This window comes from Aeromonas sp. FDAARGOS 1404 (genome assembly GCF_019047085.1).
Classification (GTDB): domain Bacteria; phylum Pseudomonadota; class Gammaproteobacteria; order Enterobacterales; family Aeromonadaceae; genus Aeromonas; species Aeromonas veronii.
This window is the reverse complement of the sequence record NZ_CP077237.1, coordinates 3072527-3091783: the sequence shown is the minus strand read 5'-3', so window position 1 is coordinate 3091783 and position 19257 is coordinate 3072527. Positions and strand designations below refer to the sequence as shown.

Below are 19257 nucleotides of genomic sequence, written 5' to 3'. Positions count from 1 at the left end.
GTAACCCCACTCAGAGCGCAAAAAGCGGATAGAGGTTACACGCTCCGAAAGAGGCAGGATGTTACAAGCCTGTAGCCCTGGTCTGGTGCGGGCTGTAGCCATTTTTCTTGACGGTCTAACCTGTAACCCCAGAGGTTACAACTCTCAACCGCCCCCAACTTCCACATAAGAAATCGACTTACAACAGCATGATACATTGATGGAAAAACCCATAAGCACGGAAAGCGAACCCATTCAAAGCCTGTATTGCTTAGATTAAAAAATCAATAAAATCAATACGGTAATGAACGCAGTGTGTTTTTTGCACACAACATCCAGCGCTAATGTTGACATTTTTAAAAAATCAGGGCATGATTATGGGGTAGAAAAAAAGGGGGCTGCAACCCCCTTGTAGATTTACACGTTACTGATAATGTTCATTACTCTCTCTACCATCTCGTGCCAGTCTATTTTATCTGCATAAAAATAGACCTTTAGAAGATTCTGAGTGATGCTAGTAACTAGATTGCACCTAGTTAGCGCCAGATTAGAATCGATAGAGTTAGTGGTTTTCTTAGGTTTTACATTGCCTTTCTTTTTGGGCATAAAGCCTCCTTGGTTGATTGATTGACAAATTTGTTTTTAATACTATGTTTTTTGTAAACATAACTTTCACTACCCTTTAAGTGGTGGGATTTTTGTTGCAAAAAATTTAGCAACTACTCATTGTAACATGTCTGACAAGAAAGTCAACTAGAAAGTCATAAAAAGTATTGACATTATTAAAATTCCCTCTCTCTCATTATCCCTCCCTCCAGCAAATCCAGACCAAGTTCTACAGAAGACTCTATTGAGTTGATGTGAAGAAATCCGTTTAGCGTGTCCACAGATCAACATGCATCCCCTCGAGCTCATCTCTCACAACTCTGTCTTGAAATCCGTCTGCGCTTGAACATTCAAGGCAGTACATAAGCGACACACTTTTCCATTGAATACCTCAGGACATAGTTGCAGCACATCAGCCTAGATGTGGTTTTATAGTTGATTTGTTAATGTGCCCTACCATCATGCAAGCGCCCCCCCCTGATACATAGTGATTTGTTTTGTAGTGGTCTAATTCAGCCCTGACTAGGTAAGTGAAAAACTGAAGGCTTGCAATTTCGACCAATCGTGAAAACCTTCATAGTTCATTGTTTTTAAATGATAAATCCTCATACCAATCCGTATACCACCCCATAAAAGACGTCATAGAATGCCCACGAAATGTGTATTTTTTATATGTATATCAAATGGTTACGTTTTTTAATAAGCTGCAAGTAGATCATGTTTTTGCAAAAAACAGCAATTCCTTTCACTTCGTGCAGTTCCTCCCAAGGCCCCAACCCCCAAGAACGGCGCGCCCTAGAGCTAGGAAACTGCGGTAATCCATTTTTGCAAAAAATTTTCTTAACGCAGTCCGCAGGCGGGAGCGGATGAGCGCAGATTTCGTGACGAAATCCTATCCGTTAAAAATAAAACTTGAAAGAACTCAGACATGGAGTACATCAAATATACAGAAAGTGAAGGACGAAAATAAAATTATGGAACATCTCATGATAACTCTACCATAAAATTAGCATTTGTTAATGTATATGTTCATGATGGGGAGCATCCATAATTCTTAAATTGAATTGAGCAGCCCTGGATATAAGGTATAAAAGCAATTTACCATTCAAAAATGATGAAGATCCTCTAAGTATTAGAAACACTCATTTTTCATCTGCTACTTTTTACTGATTATCTTTTATTTATGGGGGGGGTATTTACCGAAGGATACAGTTGAACTATTTAGATTAAGAATGTAACATTCTGCAATGTTCAGTCTATCTTTAGGAGCATGTGGGATGTTACAGCGGGTTTTAGTTTTGATGCCTATACTTATAGCTATTGGCTTAATCACAGGGTTATTCATTTCACAAGAACAAATTGGAAACGACAGTTCATTAAAAGAGATATTAACAATTGGAATAAAAAACATTCCATCATGGTACGGTGCAATAGCTGGTATATTTGGCTCTACTTTCCTATCATATTTATATGCAATAGAAAAACAACAAAAAGATGATGTAAAGAAAGAGCATGAACAAAACATAAAAAATGCATCCCAAGCACTCATGACCATTGTCGGGTGTTTTGAGCAACTTAGAGGCATACATAAAATACACTTAGACAAGATTGGAGATAGTGCATCTATAGGTCGCAGCTTTAAAGCTCTTTCATTAACAAAGAATGAGTTACCAAAAATAGAAATTGATGTTTCCTCACTGTGCTTCCTGATTAAGCAAGAAAACCTTGATGTAAAGAGATTTAGCGCATCAAACCCCATCTTTATATATGCATCGATAGACCAGTACAATCATATACTGATGCTACTGAAGGAAAGGAAAGACATGGGGGATAAAATAATGTCTCTTCTATATAAGGAAAACAAAAAAGAAATGCGCCCTCTAGCACTAGGATTTGATCCAAGTGATTTTTTTGGAACTGAAGTATTTCATAACATAGTGCACTTTATCAAATTGTCCGAAATTCTTTTTAAAGAAATAGAGCAAAATATAGATACACTATCCTGCCTTGCAATAGACCTTTCCGCCGAGATTAAATCATATATAGATAAACATAAATTAACACATTTAAAGGGCAAGGCCATATCATATGATAGTAAACATGACTTTAACAATCTTCCATCTATAGACATAGATAAGGAAATTAACCTCCTCGTCGAACGAGCAGAAAATCGCTACAACGCAAAAGAATTCCTCATGAAACCGTGGCCAATAGTTAAAACCACCCAGTAAAAAACTAGGCACTTTATAATGTAAACCTCTTAAAGTGACGATTGGTTTCGTAAATTCATTCCTATATTTGCCTACTAAAGGACGAAATAGTATCCCCTCTTAAAGAGGGGATGGCGGTTTCTCATAATAAAAGATGCTTATCGCTTAAGAAGCTGTTTTTTCATACATAGACTCATCAGCTACATCTGCCAATACTTGGTGCCCTAACACATAGACCCTAGTCGGTTTGTTCTCCATGCCTGGAAGACGTACAAGCGCTTGTGTTTTGTTTGGTGCAGCTTTGATGATCCAACCTGCCACCAAGGCCAATTTGGCTGCCTTCTTGAAATCTCGACCATGGTTTATCTCTTTCCAGCCTTCGGGTAATACCAAGAAGACAACGCCTTCGTCAGCCCCTGCTTTCGGGTTCTTTCGATAGCCCACCATCTGTGATGGGCGGTGATTGCTATCATCCCAATCAGCAAACCGACTGTACTGATAGGCAGTGAAGAACTGGCGGATCTGACACAGGGTTGCCGCGTCTTCTTGGTTGCCCAGGTGCCCACGGTCGGCCAGCCACGCATCAAGGCAAGTTCGTGCGGCTTTGGTGGCTTCTCCTGCTTGCCATCCAGTGATACCCAAGCGGGTGGCCAGCTCACCAGCTGCTGCAACCAGGGCAAAGCGGTTAATAGCTCGCCCTACCTGATTACCGGCTCCCTCTGGGGTCATAGCAGTGGCCAATCGGCGGATCTCCCCCTTCATCCATGCGCTGTGCCCGTTCAGGTCATTGGCCAATGCCTCGACATAGGCACGAAAAGCTGTGCCGTGTTGCCCTTGTAGGCGCTCGCGCAGGGTATCGGCAAACTGGCGGCCATCAGCCATACCATGCAGCTCCTCAAATGCGCCGTGTTTGCCGGTATCGCTCGGGATCTGGAGCGTACGGATCTCCATACCGGCAAAAGTGCGCTGGCCAGCCTGCTCGGCGTGGTCTTCTAGGGAAAGCTCACCAGTGGAGAGGAACAGCAAGCGCCACTGCTTGCGCTCGCGCAGCTCCCCATCTTGGCGGCTTCGGCCCTTACCCTGGCCATTCGCCAGCATATAGGCGACCAGACCGGCCTCCCGTCCATCCACCTCCTTGATTTCATCCAGGCACAGCAAGGCATCATTGCGGCGACTGGCGATCCCTTCTATCGCGTTACCGGTTGCTCGCCAGGTATGGGCGAACGCCTCGGGGCCGTACACGCTGGCGGCAACCATCATGACGGTGGTCTTGCCATCAGTACTCTCGCCTTTCAGGTGGAAACCGCCCCCCTCAACTCCAATCAGCGATAGCAGTGGGGCAGCAAAGGCACACGACATAGCAAAGGCTAACCGACTATTGCCAACCGCCAGGGCGGCAACCTGGGCTTGCCACTCGGCCAAGGTGCCGGACGTAGTGAAGTCGTTATTCACATAGCCGGTGGTTTGCAGGATCACCTCGTTGGCATCCGGCCCCAAGTTGCCATTTGGCAGCACATAGGCCCGCTTGTGCCATCCAGTGCGCTCGACACAGGTGATCCTGGCTTGTGGCTGGCAGCTCATCAGGTAATCGCGCAGCAGGTTCTTTTTACTCATGTTGATGTAACTGAGCCCGCTTTCCGCCAGCTGGCCGAATACCTCCTCTCCGCCTTTGTGAACCAGCATGCGCATGGGCATTGCCCAACGGCGGGTCTTGCCGTTGGTATCCCGCCACTCCAACAACCGGCCAAAGCCTTGGCCCTGCTCGGTGTGGGTGATCGCCCTGACATGTAGCGGGGAACTGATAGGCACCGGCACTCGTTCAGCCTCCTCCCCCTTGCCGCGCCACTCCATGGCAAAGAGGCGCTCTTTCCCCATGCTGTAGTTGTCGGGGAGTTCTGGTGTCTCTGGTGCTTGTTCTGCTGGGGTTTTGGTATCTGCGAAAGAGGTCATGATCGCCTTCTTGGTGTCGAGCAGCCCATGGGCCTGGTGGTAATCGTTCCAGTCACCGGCTTCATCAGGAAGGCAGATCAGCCCCCCTACCGCTGTTGCTGCTTCTTGGGCTTTGGCTTGGCCAGGGTTGCCATCAATATGGGCGTCGTTGTCACCGGCAATCAGGATCGGCTCTGCACCTTCTCGGCGCTTGGCTATCTCCGCCACGGCTAGCAGATTGCTTGCATCCATGGCGCAATAGACGGTTGCCCCTGTCGCCAAATGGACAGAGACACCCGTTGCGTAGCCTTCACAGATTGCCACCCGTAACCCGCCGGTTAACCGGTGAAATGCGCCAGCTTTCTGGCCACCGGCCAAATAGCGCTTTTCGCCCTGGGGGTCGATGAGCTGGACGTTGACCAGCTGATCATTTTCATCAGTGAGCGGGATAACCAGGGAGCCCTGGGGGAAGTTGTGCCGCGCTTCTCGGATCAGAGTCTGATTGGTATCTGCCAGCCAGTCGGGCAGGTGCTTGAGGGATAGATAGGGGCTACGGCCCTTAACGCAATCCCCCATGATTGAGGCGGCCCTAGTGCAGGCTTTGCGCTTGGCTTTCTCTTCATCCTGTCTGGCTTTGGCTGCTACCTGCTCGGCGTTCTGTCGGCGGGCGGCGACCTCGTTTGCATCGAGACCGTCTGGGGATAACCCGAGCAAGGTGGCCACCTCTTGGGCGGCCTCCTTGGTGCTCTTGTGGGTGACCTTGGCTAAAAGGGTTAAGCCATCACCGGCGCCGCACTGGGAACAAATCCAGGTGCCCCGCCCCTCCTTGTCGTCCAGGCGAAACCGGTCTTTGCCACCGCAGGCAGGGCATGGGCCATGCTGGCCACGCTTGGGGACTGACAGGCCAAGTTCAGCAAGGATAAAGGGCCATTGGCCACGGGCTGCCAGGGAGACATCAGAGACAATTCGAATAGAGGTCATGACTCACCTCCAGGCAGCCGATCATTCAGCTCACTGATCCGGCAAGAGTTGGTGTCTATGTCTTTCGCCAGTGCCTTGAGCAGGCCGGAAATGCCATAGGTAAACTCTTCATGGTCTATGCGGTTCTTACGCTCCCAATCCACGCTGGCGGACAACAAATGGGAAAGGGTATGAAGGGCACATACTGACGTATCCAGTTCAGCAGTGACGCGGGTAAGCTCTTTTGAGGGGTTCTGATGGATGTTCATGCTTGCCCCCTTTTCGCACAGGGAATACGGGCAACAAACACGAGCGGCAAGCCAGGCAGATTGGCGCGCGCTTGGGCTTCGGTATCAGCGACGGCAGAAATGGTGCGTATACGGTGAAGGTCAGAGACCCTGCCATGGGTGGCGATCAGGAAGGTGAAGATCATGATTACAGTCCTTGGTTTTGGTAGACCAAGGCGGATCGGGTAGCCGCAAAGCAGTGCCAAACCAAGGAAGGCACAGTGGGGGCGTTTTCTTTGGCTCCCGACCCATGCCCCCAAAAAAGGATAGATCTCCGGCGTGAGGCCGAAGATGGGGGAAATGGTGCAGATTGTCCTTGGTTTAGTCACAGCCTGCGGGTGCTTAATCCGCCTGCCTTGTCGCTTGCTTAAGGCGACACGGGGAAGGCTATCCGAATTGATCTGTGGATGCAACTCTTGCTGGGGATCAGGGGCTTTGCTATGGTGCATGGGCTTGCTCCTCTGGATTTGGGGGTGGGGTAAGCAAATAGGGAGCCCTGGCAGGCTCCCTTTTGTTTTTCTGGGCGGTTACTCCTCCAACTCCCGTTGCAGGCATTGGCGTTTGCCTGGACTGTCACACAGGGCCAGCAGATCGGCACACTGGGGACGGGTTGAGGTGAGCAACGCCTGACGGGCGGCGGGGCTGTCGCCCTCCAGCACAACTTGCTCGCCGTTCATTGCCTCCTTGAGCGCGGAACCCAACTCGTTTAGCGCCCAGCGGCGCGCACCTTCCATCCCGATGATGCAACCCTTGGCGCGGGTCAGGGCCGCCAGCTCGGCCAGCTGCTGCTTGAGGTTGGGCAAGATAGCGGGTGCCAGCTTGTGGTCGAGGTAGCTTTCATAACATCCGGCGACCATGCTCTGGGCGCCGTTAAGTGCCAGATGGGTCTGATATAGCAGCAACGCCAAGCGCTTCTCCTGACACTCTGACAAGCTGGCTGCCGCTCTGGCATCCTCCAGCAGCTCGGTCAATTCGCGATACTCCTGCGCCGCTTCCAGTGACACCACCCCGCCCATCAGCTGGTTAATCCGCCCTTGGCGCAGCTCCTCGCGGCGCGCCTTGGCGGGCGGGATTTGCGCCATCAGGTTTTTGCGCTGCTCGCGCAAGGTCAATATTTCTTGGTCGAGTTTCATCAGCTTGCTGTGCTCGCTTTGAAACAGGGCCACATGTTCATCCAGTCGGCTGGCTCGGGTCGCAGCGGGGGCAGTCGGCACGGCTTGCAAGGTGGGGGTCTGTTGCATGGGGTTACTCCTCGGTGGCAAGGGTGATGGCATCAAAAGCGGCGTAGGCGGTCGGCTCGCCCAAGGCGTAGGTCTGGGCGCGGTTGTAGCGAATGCCCCAGCTGGCCAAGTCGTCAACATCGCCCGCCGTGAGGCGGTGGGTATGGTTGACGGTGAGCACTTGCAGGTTTTCGACCAGCGTGATGGCCAGATAGGTGCTCGGCATGTGCTGGTGCGAAACAAAGCCCAAGTCCGCAATCTTCATGCGCTGGGTTTTATCCCGTACCTGTCCGGCCTTGAGGTGGGCTTTCTGGTGGGCGCGCAGTAGGTCGCCGCCGACCATCACCACCAAACGCGGGTCTTGGCGGTATGCCTCGGGCAGCTTCTCAATCAGGGCATAGACCATGCTGTCGAGGTCTGTGAAATCGCCCTTGCCGCTTGTGGAGAAGGTGACCGCATCGCGCAGCACCCGCAGCCCCTCGGGGTCAGCCGCCTTGGCCAAAGCGGGCCAGCCCACCATCACATCCTCCCCGTTAGGGTTGGGGACAGGGTCGGTATTGACGGCAGCAGACTGGCCATGGAAACCGACCCGAATCAGGTCATCACCAAAGGCGGCCAAGGCCAGCTCTTCGAGCAGGTTGTTGGCTTGGCGCTGGTCGAGCCCTTCCAGCATCTGGGCCAGCTGTTGCCAAGTCCAGATAACGCTGCTGTCCATCTCTTCGTATTGGTGGGCGCGCTTGCTCGGCTTGGCCGGAACCATGAAACGCGCTTGCGCCTTGCGGCCACTGCGCAGGGTTGGCTTGAGCGGGTCAAAGCGCGGAGCGTGCGGGTCATCCACCCCCAAGATAGAGACCATCCACAGGAACGGGACGGCCTGCAAAATGGCCGCCGTCAGGGCCATACTGGTGGCGTTGTCGAGGTTGCCAAAACTCGGTTGCGGCGCGGGGGCAAAGCTCATGCGCACATCGCGCAGCAGGTCAGATATGGTCATCAGAAAGGCTCCTTAGTAGAGGCGATAGGTGTTGGCAGAGTCGGGGCTATCACGGCGGTCAGCAGTGGGCGGGTCTGGCGGACAGGGCATCATGCTGGCGAGCTTTTTGTTGATGCTGTCGATGTCCGACAGCAAGGTTTCCAGCTGCTTGAACATGCGGTCAGGGTCTGGTGTCCGGTTCGCCGGTTTGGCGGGGACGGGTACAGGCAAAGAGGCAGGCACCAAGAGCGGGCGCGCCTCGGGCCGCTTGGCACTAAATTGCAATTGGGTCAGCCCCGTGATGGTTGGCTGGTCGGTGACAGAGACCCCCGCCAGATACCACTGGCCGGTGCCTGCAAAGTTTTCAGCCGCCTCAATGGTGCAAAAGCCGTGGCTGCCGCTGATGTTGAGGTCAATCAGCTCAAGGGTCGGGCAAAGTATCGCCATCAGCTTGAGCTGGTCGCCCTCTTCCTGCACCTTCAAGGCATCCACAGATCCAAGCGGGCGAGTGCGCGCCCCCTCCGGCCAGAGCCTCGCGGTATAGAAACCAGGGTCGTATACCTCAGCCATCTGGCGCAGGCTCTCGGGGCTGATATTGCGGCCGTCCAGTGTTTGCCCCGCCGTGGCGATGCACACCCAGCCGGTTTTGATTTGGCTACTCATACCACCCTCCGCAGTGTAACTACCGGTTTTTCGCGCTCTTGCGCGGCCAGTATGTCGAGCTGCTGCTGCCGCTCGTTCACGCTCTTGCACAGTGAGCCATGCGCCTCCGGCGACAGCCCTTGCGCCAGTGTGATGGCCATCGCTGTAGCGTTCTTGGCCGATGGGCTCAAGGTGTGGCTATAGGCCAGGGTGGACACCCAAGAGTGACCACACTCGGCATCAGTACACTGGCAATAGAGGTTGGCGACCCCCGCCGTCAGGCGGTTGGTCTTGGTAATGCGGCCCAACTGACCGCACTCGGTACACATCACGCGCATGTGAGTACCTCCAGGGTTATTGGATGGGGTTTGCAGGTTTGCTGGAATGCAGCATCTTGCGGGAGGCGAGGAACGCATCGAGATCGGCGCGTTCGTAGAGGGTACGGTTGCCGAGTTTGTAGTAAGGGATCTCGTACCGGCCATTACTGGCCCAGACCCCAAGGGTTTTCTCGGACAACCCAAGGTAGGCGGCAGCCTCACGGCGGGTGAGGCGTTGTGGAGTGTTCTGGTTTATTACTGATTTCATCTTGGCACCCCCAGTATTGCTTTGACGGTGCTGATTTTCTCTGGGGGGCTTTTAGGATGTAAGGTATAACTGGCAAGCAGTAAACTACCCTTGCGATATTAGAATTTTTTTGTTAACGCATCTTTTATTGTGAGATGTTCTACTCCTGACTTCACCAGAGTTCGTTTCCAAGCGGAGACATGACGCTCATCAGAAAACCTCATTGCTTGATGTTTATATGTTTTCCTGAGGGCATCTAATTCAATATCAAGAGATGGATATAGTGTATCCAGAATTACTAAATCACTGATTGCGCCATTAAACAATTTATGTGCAATCATGGCGTCTAGCAATGGCAAATATTTGTTATTGACAGCTTTCCTTAGTACATTTGAACTAATACCTTTACAATCTTTTTCCTCATTAACTGACAATTCACTCCGCCATTTTTTAAGCAAGCTGGCCATATCATCAAGGATTTCTTTGTCAGAAAAGCTCTCAATATTAATGTTTACGGCTACCAGCTTTGGCATACTCTCTTTATAACGCTCTGCAAGCAGCGTAGCGAAAGGCATCTTGGGCATCCTGTAGCTGTAGGAGTCGTTACCATTAAAGCCATAACTCTTGGCAACCTCGGCCATCGCGATAATATTCCGAACGTGTATTGGGGTGATACTATTCAGTGATGACAACTCCTCTCCATGGTCATCACTGCTATAAGAAAACTCCCTCTCTACCATTTCCGCCTTAGCTTCAGGTGATAACATTGCGGACACGTCAACAAGTAACCCCTCTGGCTCAGAGATATAAATGTCATCAGATAAATACACCGCTAACCAATTAGGCAAGTAATGTGGCAAACAGGGAGAGCCAATATTAAGCATTTCCACAATATCAGCCCTTATACGCAACTGTTCAATAAAATCAAAGGCGCTAAGATCACTCACTTTTTCGTACTTCCCAGACGCATAAATTTTTAAAAAATTTTCTTTATGCTCTTTATCATTGCCGTTATTTTCTGCATGGCGAATCAGATCGTCAATATCCACAATCATACTCATGAATTCAATCCTTTTTATTTGCTGCCAGCATTGCTAATACTTAAAAGCAAGCGGCGCTGCTCGTCTTCTGGCAACGTGGCAAAAATAGTCAACAGATTACTATTGGCATTATTTTTACTGTCCAGGCGGCCTGCGTATTCCAAAATATCCCGTTCAATCCTAGTTGCCGGTTTACGCAGCTCGTCAGCGGTGAAGTGGATGTAACCCTGGGTGACATCGGCACTGCGCAGGGTGCGGTGGTTCATCAGGCGCTTGATGGTGTACTGACCAACCTCGGCCAGTTCGGCCACAGTGCCGAAGGTACGGCGGGCATCGTGGCATTTGAACTCGAGCGGCGGCAGGCCGTCAGGGTTGGGGTTCGGTACAGTGGCCGCGCAGATCTTGGCTATGACACGGCGCGGCTCATGGATAGGGCGATCCGGATTGCGACCAGGGAATACAAACCGGCTCTGTTTCAGATTCCAGTGCCAACGGCGGCGGAAAATGGTGAGCAGGGTATCGGTGATCGGCAGCTCCAGCGGATCACCATTCTTGGTCTGGTCAATCCAGAAGTAGCCGCCGCTCATGCTGACCCGATCCCAGGTGAGCTGGAATACTTCAGCGCGGCGTAACCCCGTAAACAGCGCCATGTCTATGGCATCGCAGACGGTGGCAGTCGTATCGTCCCGCCAGTCGATGGCGTGCTGCCTGACCTGCTCCACAGCATCCAGCCAGCGCCTGAGTTCATGGGTGCGGATCCGGTCGTTGCGTCTGGGGGTGTTGTGCCAAAGCCGCTTGCTGCTCAGGACTTCGGTCGGTGGCTCGGGCAGCATGACCCGATCATTGGCATCCCTATAGTGATCACGGGCAAAGCGCCACACGGCCCGCAGCGTGCGCGCCCAGCGGTCAGCCTGCGCCTTGCTGCCCTTGCCGGTGCCCGCCTTGCGAAACTCTGGCGATGCGCCGTGCCAGGCACTGGGTAACCCTTCGGTGATGGCCTTGTGGCGAACCTCGATCTTTTCCCGCGTGAGTTTGACCAAGGGGATCGTCATCCAGTCGCCGGAGTAGTTGTTGAGATCGGCGCGGTAGTGCTTGGCCGTCTCTGCTCTGATCCGGTCGCCACGGCTGGCAAGGTAGGCATCTATCGCCTCGCCCAGGGTGACTTTCAGCTTATCCTGTTCGCGGCGGATCACGTTGGGGTTCTGGCCAGTGATGGCCACGTCTCCCAAGATCTCCAGCGCCTTGGCGCGGGCCATGTCGATGGTCAATGCCGGATAGCGCCCCAAGGTCGCCCTGATAAAGCGCCCTTCTTTCCTCTTGGCCACGCTAAACGACTTGGTTCCAGTGGCCCCGACCCGAAGCCTCAGCCCTTGCACCATGGCATCACAGTACTCGACCTGCTTCCCCTCTGGTGCGCGGGGCAGTGCATCGATCGTGGCCTTGGTGAATTTGAACGCTTTCATCTTCCTCCCACCAACCAGGCTAGCCAGAGGAAGGGCAGGCAAGACAGGTCTTGTAACCTCTGTAACCTCTGACTATTTATGGTGAGGTTACAAACAAACCCAGTAAAACCGTGGCCTGTAGAGAGATGTAACCTTGTAACCTCTGTAACCTCAATATTTAAACCCTATGCGACCTTTTTTGGCCCAAGGGGGGAGTGGCGTTTGCGGCTCCTTTCCCTGGCTAGCCTGCTCTTGGCCGACCAATCGATCCAGGTATCCTAAAAATCGATTGGTCGAAAAAGGATACCTATAGGATATGACAGAGGGAGAATATAGGGGAAGATCAGGGAAGGTCACAAAATGAGCAGCGCGATCTAAGGTATTGATTTATATAACATCATATACTGTACGTAAATACAGTAAAATGCATTTTCCCCACGCTCATAATCGATTGGTCGTGGGTTCAAGTCCCCCAGGGGCCACCAAATTGAAAAAGGCCGCTCATGATGAGCGGCCTTTTTGCATCTGCGGATCGAGCAATGTCCCGTGATAAGCTCGAGGAGGCCATAGAAAAGACCCGCCATGGGCGGGTCTGGGCAGGGTCCGGATCAGGCGCCTCACTCAGAGACAAGGAGCCTAATGCTGAGCCTCAGATTTGCTCGTTGCTGCCGCTCTGGATGGATGAGCGACGCTCGGCGGGTAGCATCCGGGTAACCAGATTGCTGCGCTGACGCCAGGAGGTGAAGACGATGGCCAGCAGGTGCAGACCAATCAGCCCCTGCAGCGCCACCACGCACCACTCATGCCACTCGTCAGCCCCCAGTTCAAATCCCGCCTCGGTATTTTGAAACCAGCCGCTGCCTGCTGTCGCCAGCACGACCAGCCAGAGCGCCCACACAGCCAGCTTGCCGCTGCCGTGATGACCCGGTGCCGGAGGCTGCCGCTCACGCATCTCGCGCGCCTGCTGGCGAAAGTCCTCACCGCTAGGAATGAGGGCACCAAGGCGGGCGTAGCCACGGGCAAAAGTGAGCCCCCAGAGCAGACGCAAGGAGACCAGCCCAATGGCGCCGTAACCCAGCCACTCGTGCCACTCCTCCCCCGCTTCGTTAACCCAGAGGTTGCCGATGCAGACCGCCGCCAAGCCCCAGTGGGTCAGGCGAACCAGCGGATCCCAGCGAAAGGGCTCACCCTTTTTGCTTGGCATATTTGTGGTACTCCTTCTTCAGGTCGTTGACCTTGGCCAGATGTTCGCGCGCCTTGGCCTCATCACCCGCCTTGAGTGCGGCCAGGCTGGCGTCCAGCTCGGTCTGTACCTCGTTCATCCCTTCAAGGAATTTCTCTTTCTTGGCGGCCGGCATGTTCTTCTGCTTGGCCACATCCAGCTGGGCCTTCATCTCGTTGATGTGCTTCTCCATGGTGGCTGCATCATCAGCCTTGACGGCCTGCTTGTAGTTGAAGCCAATCTTCTTCATCGGCTGTTCCAGATCACCCGCCACGGCAGGCAGGGTCATCAGGCCAAACATCAGGGGCAGCAGCAGGGGGCGGACGGTTTTCAACATGGGATTTCCTTATATAACGACATGCTCGAATTGTTAGGGGTACTTATGAATCCAAACAAGAATTCATCACCTGCATGATGCCATGACTCATGGTGAAACGTTTGTGAAAAATGCTGTTTTTTGTGGCAAATAGTGACAGATATGCCGCGCTTGTTTGCGCTTGGTAACTGATTGAACGCCGGTGAAGCGCAGCATGAGGATGGTTGAAAGCGGTAAACAGGGACAAAAAACCCCGCCGTAGCGGGGTCTGAATCAACTGGCCATTTGCTGGCGTCAGTTACTCCTGTTCGCGAGCAATGGCGCGCCAGCCGATATCCTTGCGGTAGAAGACGCCATCCCACTTGATGCGGCCAGCGAGCTGATAGGCACGCTGCTGGGCTTCTGCCACTGTGTGGCCCAGCGCCGTGGCGCACAGTACACGACCGCCAGCGGTCAGGCTGGTATCGCCCTCCAGGCGGGTACCGGCATGGAACACCTTCTCACCCGCCACTTCATCCACCGGCAAGCCGCTGATGGGGTGGTTGGTGCTGTAATCGCCGGGATAGCCACCCGCCGCCAACACCACGCCGATAGCGGCGCGGGGATCATAGATGGCCTCTTTCTGATCCAGCTTGCCTGCGCAAGCGGCCAGGCAGAGCTCCACCAGATCGGACTGCATCCGCAGCATGATGGGCTGGGTCTCGGGATCGCCGAAACGACAGTTGAACTCGATCACCTTGGGATTGCCTGCACCGTCGATCATCAGACCGGCATAGAGGAAACCGGTGTAGACATTGCCCTCGGCCGCCATGCCGCGCACGGTCGGCATGATCACCTGCTCCATCACCTTCTGATGCACCTCGGCGGTCACCACAGGCGCCGGGGAGTAAGCCCCCATGCCGCCGGTGTTGAGGCCGGTATCACCGTCGCCCACCCGCTTGTGATCCTGACTGGTGGCCATCGGCAGCACGTGCTCGCCATCGACCATGACGATGAAGCTCGCCTCTTCACCCTCCAGAAACTCCTCAATCACCACCCGGGAGCCCGCTTCGCCAAAAGCATTGCCGGAGAGCATGTCGCGCACAGCGTCTTCCGCCTCCTGCAAGGTCATGGCGACAATCACACCCTTGCCTGCCGCCAGACCATCGGCCTTGATGACGATGGGGGCGCCCTTCTCGCGCAGATAAGCGAGTGCAGGCTCCACTTCGGTGAAGTTCTGGTACTCGGCGGTCGGGATGGCGTGACGGGCCAGGAAATCCTTGGTGAAAGCCTTGGAGCCTTCCAGCTGGGCAGCGGCAGCGGTTGGGCCAAAGATCGGCTGACCGGCGGCGCGGAAGGCATCCACCACCCCTTTCACCAGCGGCGCTTCCGGCCCGACGATGGTGAGGCCGACCTGTTTCTCTTTGGCAAAGGCCAGCAGCCCTTCGATATCGGTCGCCTCGATGGCGACGTTCTCGACACCCGGCTCAAGCTGGGTGCCTGCGTTGCCCGGCGCCACAAAAACGTGACGCACCAGCGGGGAGTGTTTGGCCTTCCAGGCCAGGGCGTGTTCACGGCCACCGTTGCCAATGATCAGTACTTTCATCGTATCGCTCGCTTCTATTTGTGGTCACTGGACGGCCACCCAGGCCGTCAGTCAGCGGAAATAGTCAGTTGAAAAGAGACAACAAAAGGGCCGCCATCGGCAGCCCCTGACCCATCAATGACGGAAATGGCGCATGTTGGTGAACACCATGCACATGCCGTGCTCGTCGGCGGCGTCGATCACCTCCTGATCACGCATCGAGCCACCCGGCTGGATCACGCAGGAGATACCGGCAGCGGCTGCTGCATCGATGCCGTCGCGGAACGGGAAGAAGGCATCGGAGGCCATCACGGAGCCCGCCACGGTCAGCCCTTCGTCCGCCGCCTTGATACCGGCGATTTTGGCCGAATAAACACGGCTCATCTGGCCGGCACCGACGCCGATGGTCTGGCCATCTTTGGCGTAGACGATGGCGTTGGATTTGACGAACTTGGCCACTTTCCAGCAGAACAGCAGATCCTGCAGCTCGGCCTCGGTCGGCTGACGCTTGCTGACCACTGTCAGGTCGCCCAAAGTCACCATGCCGAGATCCCGTTCCTGTACCAGCAGGCCGCCGTTGACGCGCTTGAGGTCAAACCCTTGCGCCGGAGCCGTCCACTGACCGCATTCGAGCAGACGCACGTTCTGCTTGGCGGCGACTGCATCGCGGGCCTCCTGGCTGACGGTCGGGGCGATGATCACCTCAACAAACTGGCGGGCCACGATGGCTGCGGCAGTGGCACCATCCAGCTCGCGGTTGAAGGCGATGATGCCGCCAAAGGCGGAGGTGGGGTCGGTCTGGTAGGCACGATCGTAGGCACTCAGCAGGTCGCTACCAATAGCCACACCGCAGGGGTTGGCATGCTTGACGATGACACAGGCCGGCTCGTCGAACTCCTTCACACACTCCAGCGCCGCATCGGTATCGGCGATGTTGTTGTAGGAGAGCGCCTTGCCCTGCAGCTGGATAGCGCTGGCGACAGAACCCGGAGCGGCATGCTCTTCGGCGTAGAAGGCGGCTGCCTGATGGCTGTTTTCGCCGTAACGCATGTCCTGCTTCTTGATGAACTGGCTGTTGAAGGTGCGCGGGAAGCGGGACTCCTCGTCACCCTCCTTGTTGTCACCATAAGAGGGAACCATGGTACCGAAGTAGTTGGCGATCATACCGTCGTAGGCAGCGGTGTGCTCGAATGCGGCGATGGCAAGATCGAAACGGGTCGCCAGTTTCAGGCTGTTACCGTTGCCATCCATCTCGCGAATAACGCGATCGTAGTCGGCAGCTTTGACGACAATGGCGACATCTTTGTGGTTTTTAGCCGCAGAGCGCACCATGGTCGGGCCGCCGATGTCGATGTTCTCGACCGCATCGGCCAAAGTGCAGCCCGCTTTGGCAACGGTAGCAGCAAAGGGATAGAGGTTGACGACAACCATGTCGATGGGGGAGATAGCGTGCTGGGCCATGATGGCGTCATCCTGATCCCGACGACCGAGAATGCCGCCATGAACCTTGGGATGCAGGGTCTTGACCCGGCCATCCATCATTTCAGGGAAACCCGTGTAGTCGGAGACCTCGGTCACCGGCAGACCCGCCTCGCCGAGCAACTTGGCAGTACCGCCAGTAGAGAGCAGGGCGACGCCGCGTTCGTTGAGTGCCTTGGCAAATTCCAGAATGCCGGTTTTGTCAGACACACTCAGCAGTGCACGGCGAATGGGTCGAGCTTGTTCCATCACACTATCGTCCTCAACATAACGGGGACCGTTCCATGGGAGGCGAGGCTCAACACAGAGAGTCCCCAAATAAATGGAAGTGGGGGATTTCGCAAACCACTCTCGCCCCGACATCCGGCAAAAGCGTTTTAGGAAATGCCCGCTTGGTGCGGCGCTCTGTTATGGGCGCGTATTCTACACAAAAAATGTGACCTGTGGTGGATTTTTTGAAACAGCAAAGCCTTATTTGGCGCGGCGTTAAACGTTTTCCAGTTGATTTTCTCGAAACGTTTGCACTTTCAGTGTTTTATGGAAAAAAGGGTCGCCAGGAGATGTTTATCTGCCCCTTTTATGCCCTTGGCTGGCAATCCATGGGCAAAGGGGTGATAGTGGATTCCGGTTTTTGTGGCGGCATACATTCAAGGGGAGAGAGAGCATGTATCGGATCGGTGAACTGGCCAAGGCGTGCGGGGTCAAGGCAGATACCCTGCGTTTTTACGAGAAGAACGGGCTTATCTCACCGGGGATCCGCAACGAATCCGGCTACCGCCTCTACAGTGAACAGGACAAGCGGCGGCTGGAGTTCATCATTCGCGCCAAGTCGGTGGGATTCTCGCTGGCCGATATCGGCGAGCTGCTCGACCTCGATACCAACAAGGCCAAAGTCACCTGTCAGGAGGTAAAAGCGGTAGCCGACACCAAGCTGGCACAGGTGGAGCAGAAGATCATCGAACTGACCCGCTTTCGCGACAACCTGCGCGAGCTCTCCAATATCTGCTGCGGCGGCCCCCGCTCGGCGGAGCACTGCGCCATCCTCGAGACGCTGGAATCTGGCGCCCCGGCCCATCACGAGCATCACAACCACGACCAGCATGACCCGGTTCACGGCTGACATGGTATGCCTGACTGAGCGTGCCTGGCTCAGAGTGACTGACTCGGCGCGCACGACGCATTGCTCCGGCGGCGATTTGGTGACAAAATCGCCGCGTTTTTAATCGGTGCCAGTGCATCCGGTTGCCGGGCGCTAGCCTGCACAGGCGCCCGCAGCGAAAACCGCCATCCAGACACAAGAATCAACACACCAAGAGAAAAGAAGAGGAGCCATCATGGCCAACATTCGGGTCGACCAACCCGCCCTCCCCCGTGAGGAAGATGCGCAAGGGGGCTGCTATGCCCATCAGCGCGGTGAGATAAAGGATAACCATCTGCATGCCCTGCTCTGTGATCCCCTGTTTCGCAGCAGGGTCGAGCGCAACAAGAAGGGCAAGGGGAGTTACCAGCGCAAGGCCAAATTTGGCAAGCGGTGGGAGCCCGGCCAACAGCAGATGATCCGCGTCTGCTGCTGAGCGGGTTTCTACCGACCATAAACAATCAGGGCGCCATTGGCGCCCTGATTGTTTTGACGGAAGAAGCGATTTGGCAACGCCAACTCACAGCCTCAACAGGCCGCTCACTCATCCATAAAGAGTTCGAGCAGCACGTTGAGATAGCGATGGCCGAGAGAAGTGAGCTGCCAGCTATCCCCCAAATCCTCGATCAGCTCCTTGCTTTGGGCGATGGCGAGCACTGTCTCGACCCGCTCCAGCGGCAAGCCGGTATAGGCCTCGAACTCCGCCTTGGGGGCCGGTTCAAACAGGCGGAAGCGGTTCATAAAGTATTCGAGCGGCAGATCGTCTGCCGTCACCTGCCACTGCTCGTCCAGATAGGGGCGACTCTTGTCCAGATACCCTTTCGGATGCTTCACCTTGGCGGTGCGCAGGATCTGCTGATTCACGAGATCGGTCACCTTGCCGTGGGCGCCACAGCCGATCCCCAGATAGTCGCCGAAACGCCAGTAGTTGAGGTTGTGATGGCACTGATAGCCCTCTTTGGCGTAAGCCGAGATCTCGTACTGGCGATAACCGCTGGCGGTGAGCATGGCGTGGCCCTGCTCGTAGATATCCCACAGGGTGTCATCTTCCGGCAGTTTGGGCGGTTTGGAGGCAAATGCCGTGTTCGGCTCTATGGTGAGCTGATACCAGGAGAGGTGCGGCGGGGCGCAGTCGATCGCCTGCTGCAGGTCATAAAGGGCGTCATCCAGACTCTGATCCGGCAGACCGTGCATCAGATCCAGATTGAAGGTAGGCAACTTGATGGCATGGGCCAGTGCAGCGGCCTTGCGCGCCTCTTCCGGGCCGTGAATGCGGCCGAGGCGGGTCAGCTTCTCCTGCTGGAAGCTCTGCACCCCGATGGAGATACGGTTGATGCCGGCGCGCTGGAAACCGGCGAACTTGTCCGCCTCCACCGTGCCCGGGTTGGCCTCCATGGTGATCTCGCAATCTGCGGTGAGCGGAATGCGGGCCCGCACCCCGTCCAGCAAGGCTTGCATCGCCTCTACCGTCAGCAGGCTGGGGGTGCCGCCGCCGATAAAGATCGAGGAAAGCGGCCGCCCCTGCACCCACTTCAGCTCCTGATCCAGATCCTCCAGCAGAGCGGCGACATATTCGAGGTGAGGCAACTCCCCCTTCTGGGCATGGGAGTTGAAGTCACAGTAAGGGCACTTCTGGACGCACCAGGGCACATGAATATAGAGAGAGAGTGGCGGCAGTTGCAGCATGGG

17 protein-coding genes and 1 pseudogene are annotated in these 19257 nt (G+C 54.8%); 3 read left to right on the top strand and 15 right to left on the bottom strand.

The genetic code is table 11. The features are described 5' to 3' along the window. The first annotated feature begins 1862 nt into the window (after positions 1 to 1862). Positions 1863 to 2816, top strand: a complete 954-nt coding sequence (locus tag I6L34_RS14430; RefSeq protein ID WP_216954886.1) for a hypothetical protein — start codon at positions 1863 to 1865, stop codon at positions 2814 to 2816. Between the two features lie 144 nt (positions 2817 to 2960). Here the strand turns inward: I6L34_RS14430 and I6L34_RS14425 are convergent, their stop codons facing one another. The 14 genes and pseudogenes from I6L34_RS14425 to purH form a co-directional block, all read right to left on the bottom strand. Further along, positions 2961 to 5705 (bottom strand): DUF927 domain-containing protein, encoded by a 2745-nt coding sequence (locus I6L34_RS14425; RefSeq protein WP_216954885.1) that lies wholly within the window; start codon positions 5703 to 5705, stop codon positions 2961 to 2963. After that, the gene (locus tag I6L34_RS14420; protein ID WP_058056781.1) at positions 5702 to 5953 is read right to left on the bottom strand and encodes a hypothetical protein; all 252 of its coding nucleotides are present in this window, start codon (positions 5951 to 5953) and stop codon (positions 5702 to 5704) included. Before I6L34_RS14420 ends, I6L34_RS14425 begins: the two co-directional genes overlap by 4 nt. After that, the gene (locus I6L34_RS14415) at positions 5950 to 6420 is read right to left on the bottom strand and encodes a host cell division inhibitor Icd-like protein (RefSeq protein ID WP_216954884.1); all 471 of its coding nucleotides are present in this window, start codon (positions 6418 to 6420) and stop codon (positions 5950 to 5952) included. Before I6L34_RS14415 ends, I6L34_RS14420 begins: the two co-directional genes overlap by 4 nt. A 78-nt stretch (positions 6421 to 6498) precedes the next feature. Continuing rightward, positions 6499 to 7212 carry a hypothetical protein gene (locus I6L34_RS14410; RefSeq protein ID WP_216954883.1) on the bottom strand — a complete coding sequence of 238 codons (714 nt, stop codon included), beginning with the start codon at positions 7210 to 7212 and terminating at the stop codon, positions 6499 to 6501. A gap of 4 nt (positions 7213 to 7216) precedes the next feature. Further along, on the bottom strand, positions 7217 to 8182 hold the full coding sequence (locus I6L34_RS14405) for a P2 family phage major capsid protein (protein WP_216954882.1): 966 nt from the start codon (positions 8180 to 8182) through the stop codon (positions 7217 to 7219). 12 nt (positions 8183 to 8194) lie between these two features. Further along, the gene (locus I6L34_RS14400) at positions 8195 to 8824 is read right to left on the bottom strand and encodes a GPO family capsid scaffolding protein (RefSeq protein WP_216954881.1); all 630 of its coding nucleotides are present in this window, start codon (positions 8822 to 8824) and stop codon (positions 8195 to 8197) included. 152 nt (positions 8825 to 8976) lie between these two features. Continuing rightward, positions 8977 to 9141 (bottom strand): annotated as a pseudogene (locus I6L34_RS21860) (ogr/Delta-like zinc finger family protein); the annotation flags it as partial. 16 nt (positions 9142 to 9157) lie between these two features. Further along, complete coding sequence (locus I6L34_RS14390; RefSeq protein ID WP_139741614.1) at positions 9158 to 9388, bottom strand: helix-turn-helix domain-containing protein; 231 nt, start codon at positions 9386 to 9388, stop codon at positions 9158 to 9160. 98 nt (positions 9389 to 9486) lie between these two features. Next, positions 9487 to 10428, bottom strand: coding sequence for a DUF6387 family protein (locus I6L34_RS14385; protein WP_216954880.1), 942 nt, complete (start codon positions 10426 to 10428; stop codon positions 9487 to 9489). A gap of 14 nt (positions 10429 to 10442) precedes the next feature. After that, positions 10443 to 11870 carry a site-specific integrase gene (locus I6L34_RS14380; RefSeq protein WP_216954879.1) on the bottom strand — a complete coding sequence of 476 codons (1428 nt, stop codon included), beginning with the start codon at positions 11868 to 11870 and terminating at the stop codon, positions 10443 to 10445. 628 nt (positions 11871 to 12498) lie between these two features. Beyond that, positions 12499 to 13053, bottom strand: a complete 555-nt coding sequence (locus I6L34_RS14375) for a cytochrome b/b6 domain-containing protein (RefSeq protein WP_058059721.1) — start codon at positions 13051 to 13053, stop codon at positions 12499 to 12501. Further along, on the bottom strand, positions 13034 to 13408 hold the full coding sequence (locus tag I6L34_RS14370; protein WP_005349056.1) for a cytochrome b562: 375 nt from the start codon (positions 13406 to 13408) through the stop codon (positions 13034 to 13036). The genes I6L34_RS14375 and I6L34_RS14370 overlap by 20 nt, the downstream gene beginning before the upstream one ends. Before the next feature lie 277 nt (positions 13409 to 13685). Continuing rightward, complete coding sequence (purD, locus tag I6L34_RS14365) at positions 13686 to 14972, bottom strand: phosphoribosylamine--glycine ligase (RefSeq protein ID WP_058056774.1); 1287 nt, start codon at positions 14970 to 14972, stop codon at positions 13686 to 13688. Between the two features lie 114 nt (positions 14973 to 15086). Next, positions 15087 to 16679, bottom strand: coding sequence for a bifunctional phosphoribosylaminoimidazolecarboxamide formyltransferase/IMP cyclohydrolase (purH, locus tag I6L34_RS14360; RefSeq protein ID WP_043825869.1), 1593 nt, complete (start codon positions 16677 to 16679; stop codon positions 15087 to 15089). A gap of 415 nt (positions 16680 to 17094) precedes the next feature. Between purH and zntR the strand changes: the two genes are divergently transcribed. Then, the gene (zntR, locus tag I6L34_RS14355; RefSeq protein ID WP_043825867.1) at positions 17095 to 17550 is read left to right on the top strand and encodes a Zn(2+)-responsive transcriptional regulator; all 456 of its coding nucleotides are present in this window, start codon (positions 17095 to 17097) and stop codon (positions 17548 to 17550) included. Positions 17551 to 17764: 214 nt separating this feature from the next. Further along, entirely contained in the window at positions 17765 to 18004 is a 240-nt protein-coding gene (locus I6L34_RS14350; RefSeq protein ID WP_047436310.1) for an alternative ribosome-rescue factor A, read from the top strand. A gap of 104 nt (positions 18005 to 18108) precedes the next feature. Here the strand turns inward: I6L34_RS14350 and hemW are convergent, their stop codons facing one another. After that, complete coding sequence (gene hemW, locus I6L34_RS14345) at positions 18109 to 19254, bottom strand: radical SAM family heme chaperone HemW (RefSeq protein WP_058059722.1); 1146 nt, start codon at positions 19252 to 19254, stop codon at positions 18109 to 18111. Positions 19255 to 19257: the final 3 nt, after the last annotated feature.

Bases quoted from the DNA above. Each gene is read 5' to 3' on its own strand.
- I6L34_RS14430 (WP_216954886.1), top strand. From the start codon at position 1,863: ATGTTACAGCGGGTTTTAGTTTTGATGCCTATACTTATAGCTATTGGC.
- I6L34_RS14425 (WP_216954885.1), bottom strand. From the start codon at position 5,705: ATGACCTCTATTCGAATTGTCTCTGATGTCTCCCTGGCAGCCCGTGGC.
- I6L34_RS14420 (WP_058056781.1), bottom strand. From the start codon at position 5,953: ATGAACATCCATCAGAACCCCTCAAAAGAGCTTACCCGCGTCACTGCT.
- I6L34_RS14415 (WP_216954884.1), bottom strand. From the start codon at position 6,420: ATGCACCATAGCAAAGCCCCTGATCCCCAGCAAGAGTTGCATCCACAG.
- I6L34_RS14410 (WP_216954883.1), bottom strand. From the start codon at position 7,212: ATGCAACAGACCCCCACCTTGCAAGCCGTGCCGACTGCCCCCGCTGCG.
- I6L34_RS14405 (WP_216954882.1), bottom strand. From the start codon at position 8,182: ATGACCATATCTGACCTGCTGCGCGATGTGCGCATGAGCTTTGCCCCC.
- I6L34_RS14400 (WP_216954881.1), bottom strand. From the start codon at position 8,824: ATGAGTAGCCAAATCAAAACCGGCTGGGTGTGCATCGCCACGGCGGGG.
- I6L34_RS14390 (WP_139741614.1), bottom strand. From the start codon at position 9,388: ATGAAATCAGTAATAAACCAGAACACTCCACAACGCCTCACCCGCCGT.
- I6L34_RS14385 (WP_216954880.1), bottom strand. From the start codon at position 10,428: ATGAGTATGATTGTGGATATTGACGATCTGATTCGCCATGCAGAAAAT.
- I6L34_RS14380 (WP_216954879.1), bottom strand. From the start codon at position 11,870: ATGAAAGCGTTCAAATTCACCAAGGCCACGATCGATGCACTGCCCCGC.
- I6L34_RS14375 (WP_058059721.1), bottom strand. From the start codon at position 13,053: ATGCCAAGCAAAAAGGGTGAGCCCTTTCGCTGGGATCCGCTGGTTCGC.
- I6L34_RS14370 (WP_005349056.1), bottom strand. From the start codon at position 13,408: ATGTTGAAAACCGTCCGCCCCCTGCTGCTGCCCCTGATGTTTGGCCTG.
- purD (WP_058056774.1), bottom strand. From the start codon at position 14,972: ATGAAAGTACTGATCATTGGCAACGGTGGCCGTGAACACGCCCTGGCC.
- purH (WP_043825869.1), bottom strand. From the start codon at position 16,679: ATGGAACAAGCTCGACCCATTCGCCGTGCACTGCTGAGTGTGTCTGAC.
- zntR (WP_043825867.1), top strand. From the start codon at position 17,095: ATGTATCGGATCGGTGAACTGGCCAAGGCGTGCGGGGTCAAGGCAGAT.
- I6L34_RS14350 (WP_047436310.1), top strand. From the start codon at position 17,765: ATGGCCAACATTCGGGTCGACCAACCCGCCCTCCCCCGTGAGGAAGAT.
- hemW (WP_058059722.1), bottom strand. From the start codon at position 19,254: ATGCTGCAACTGCCGCCACTCTCTCTCTATATTCATGTGCCCTGGTGC.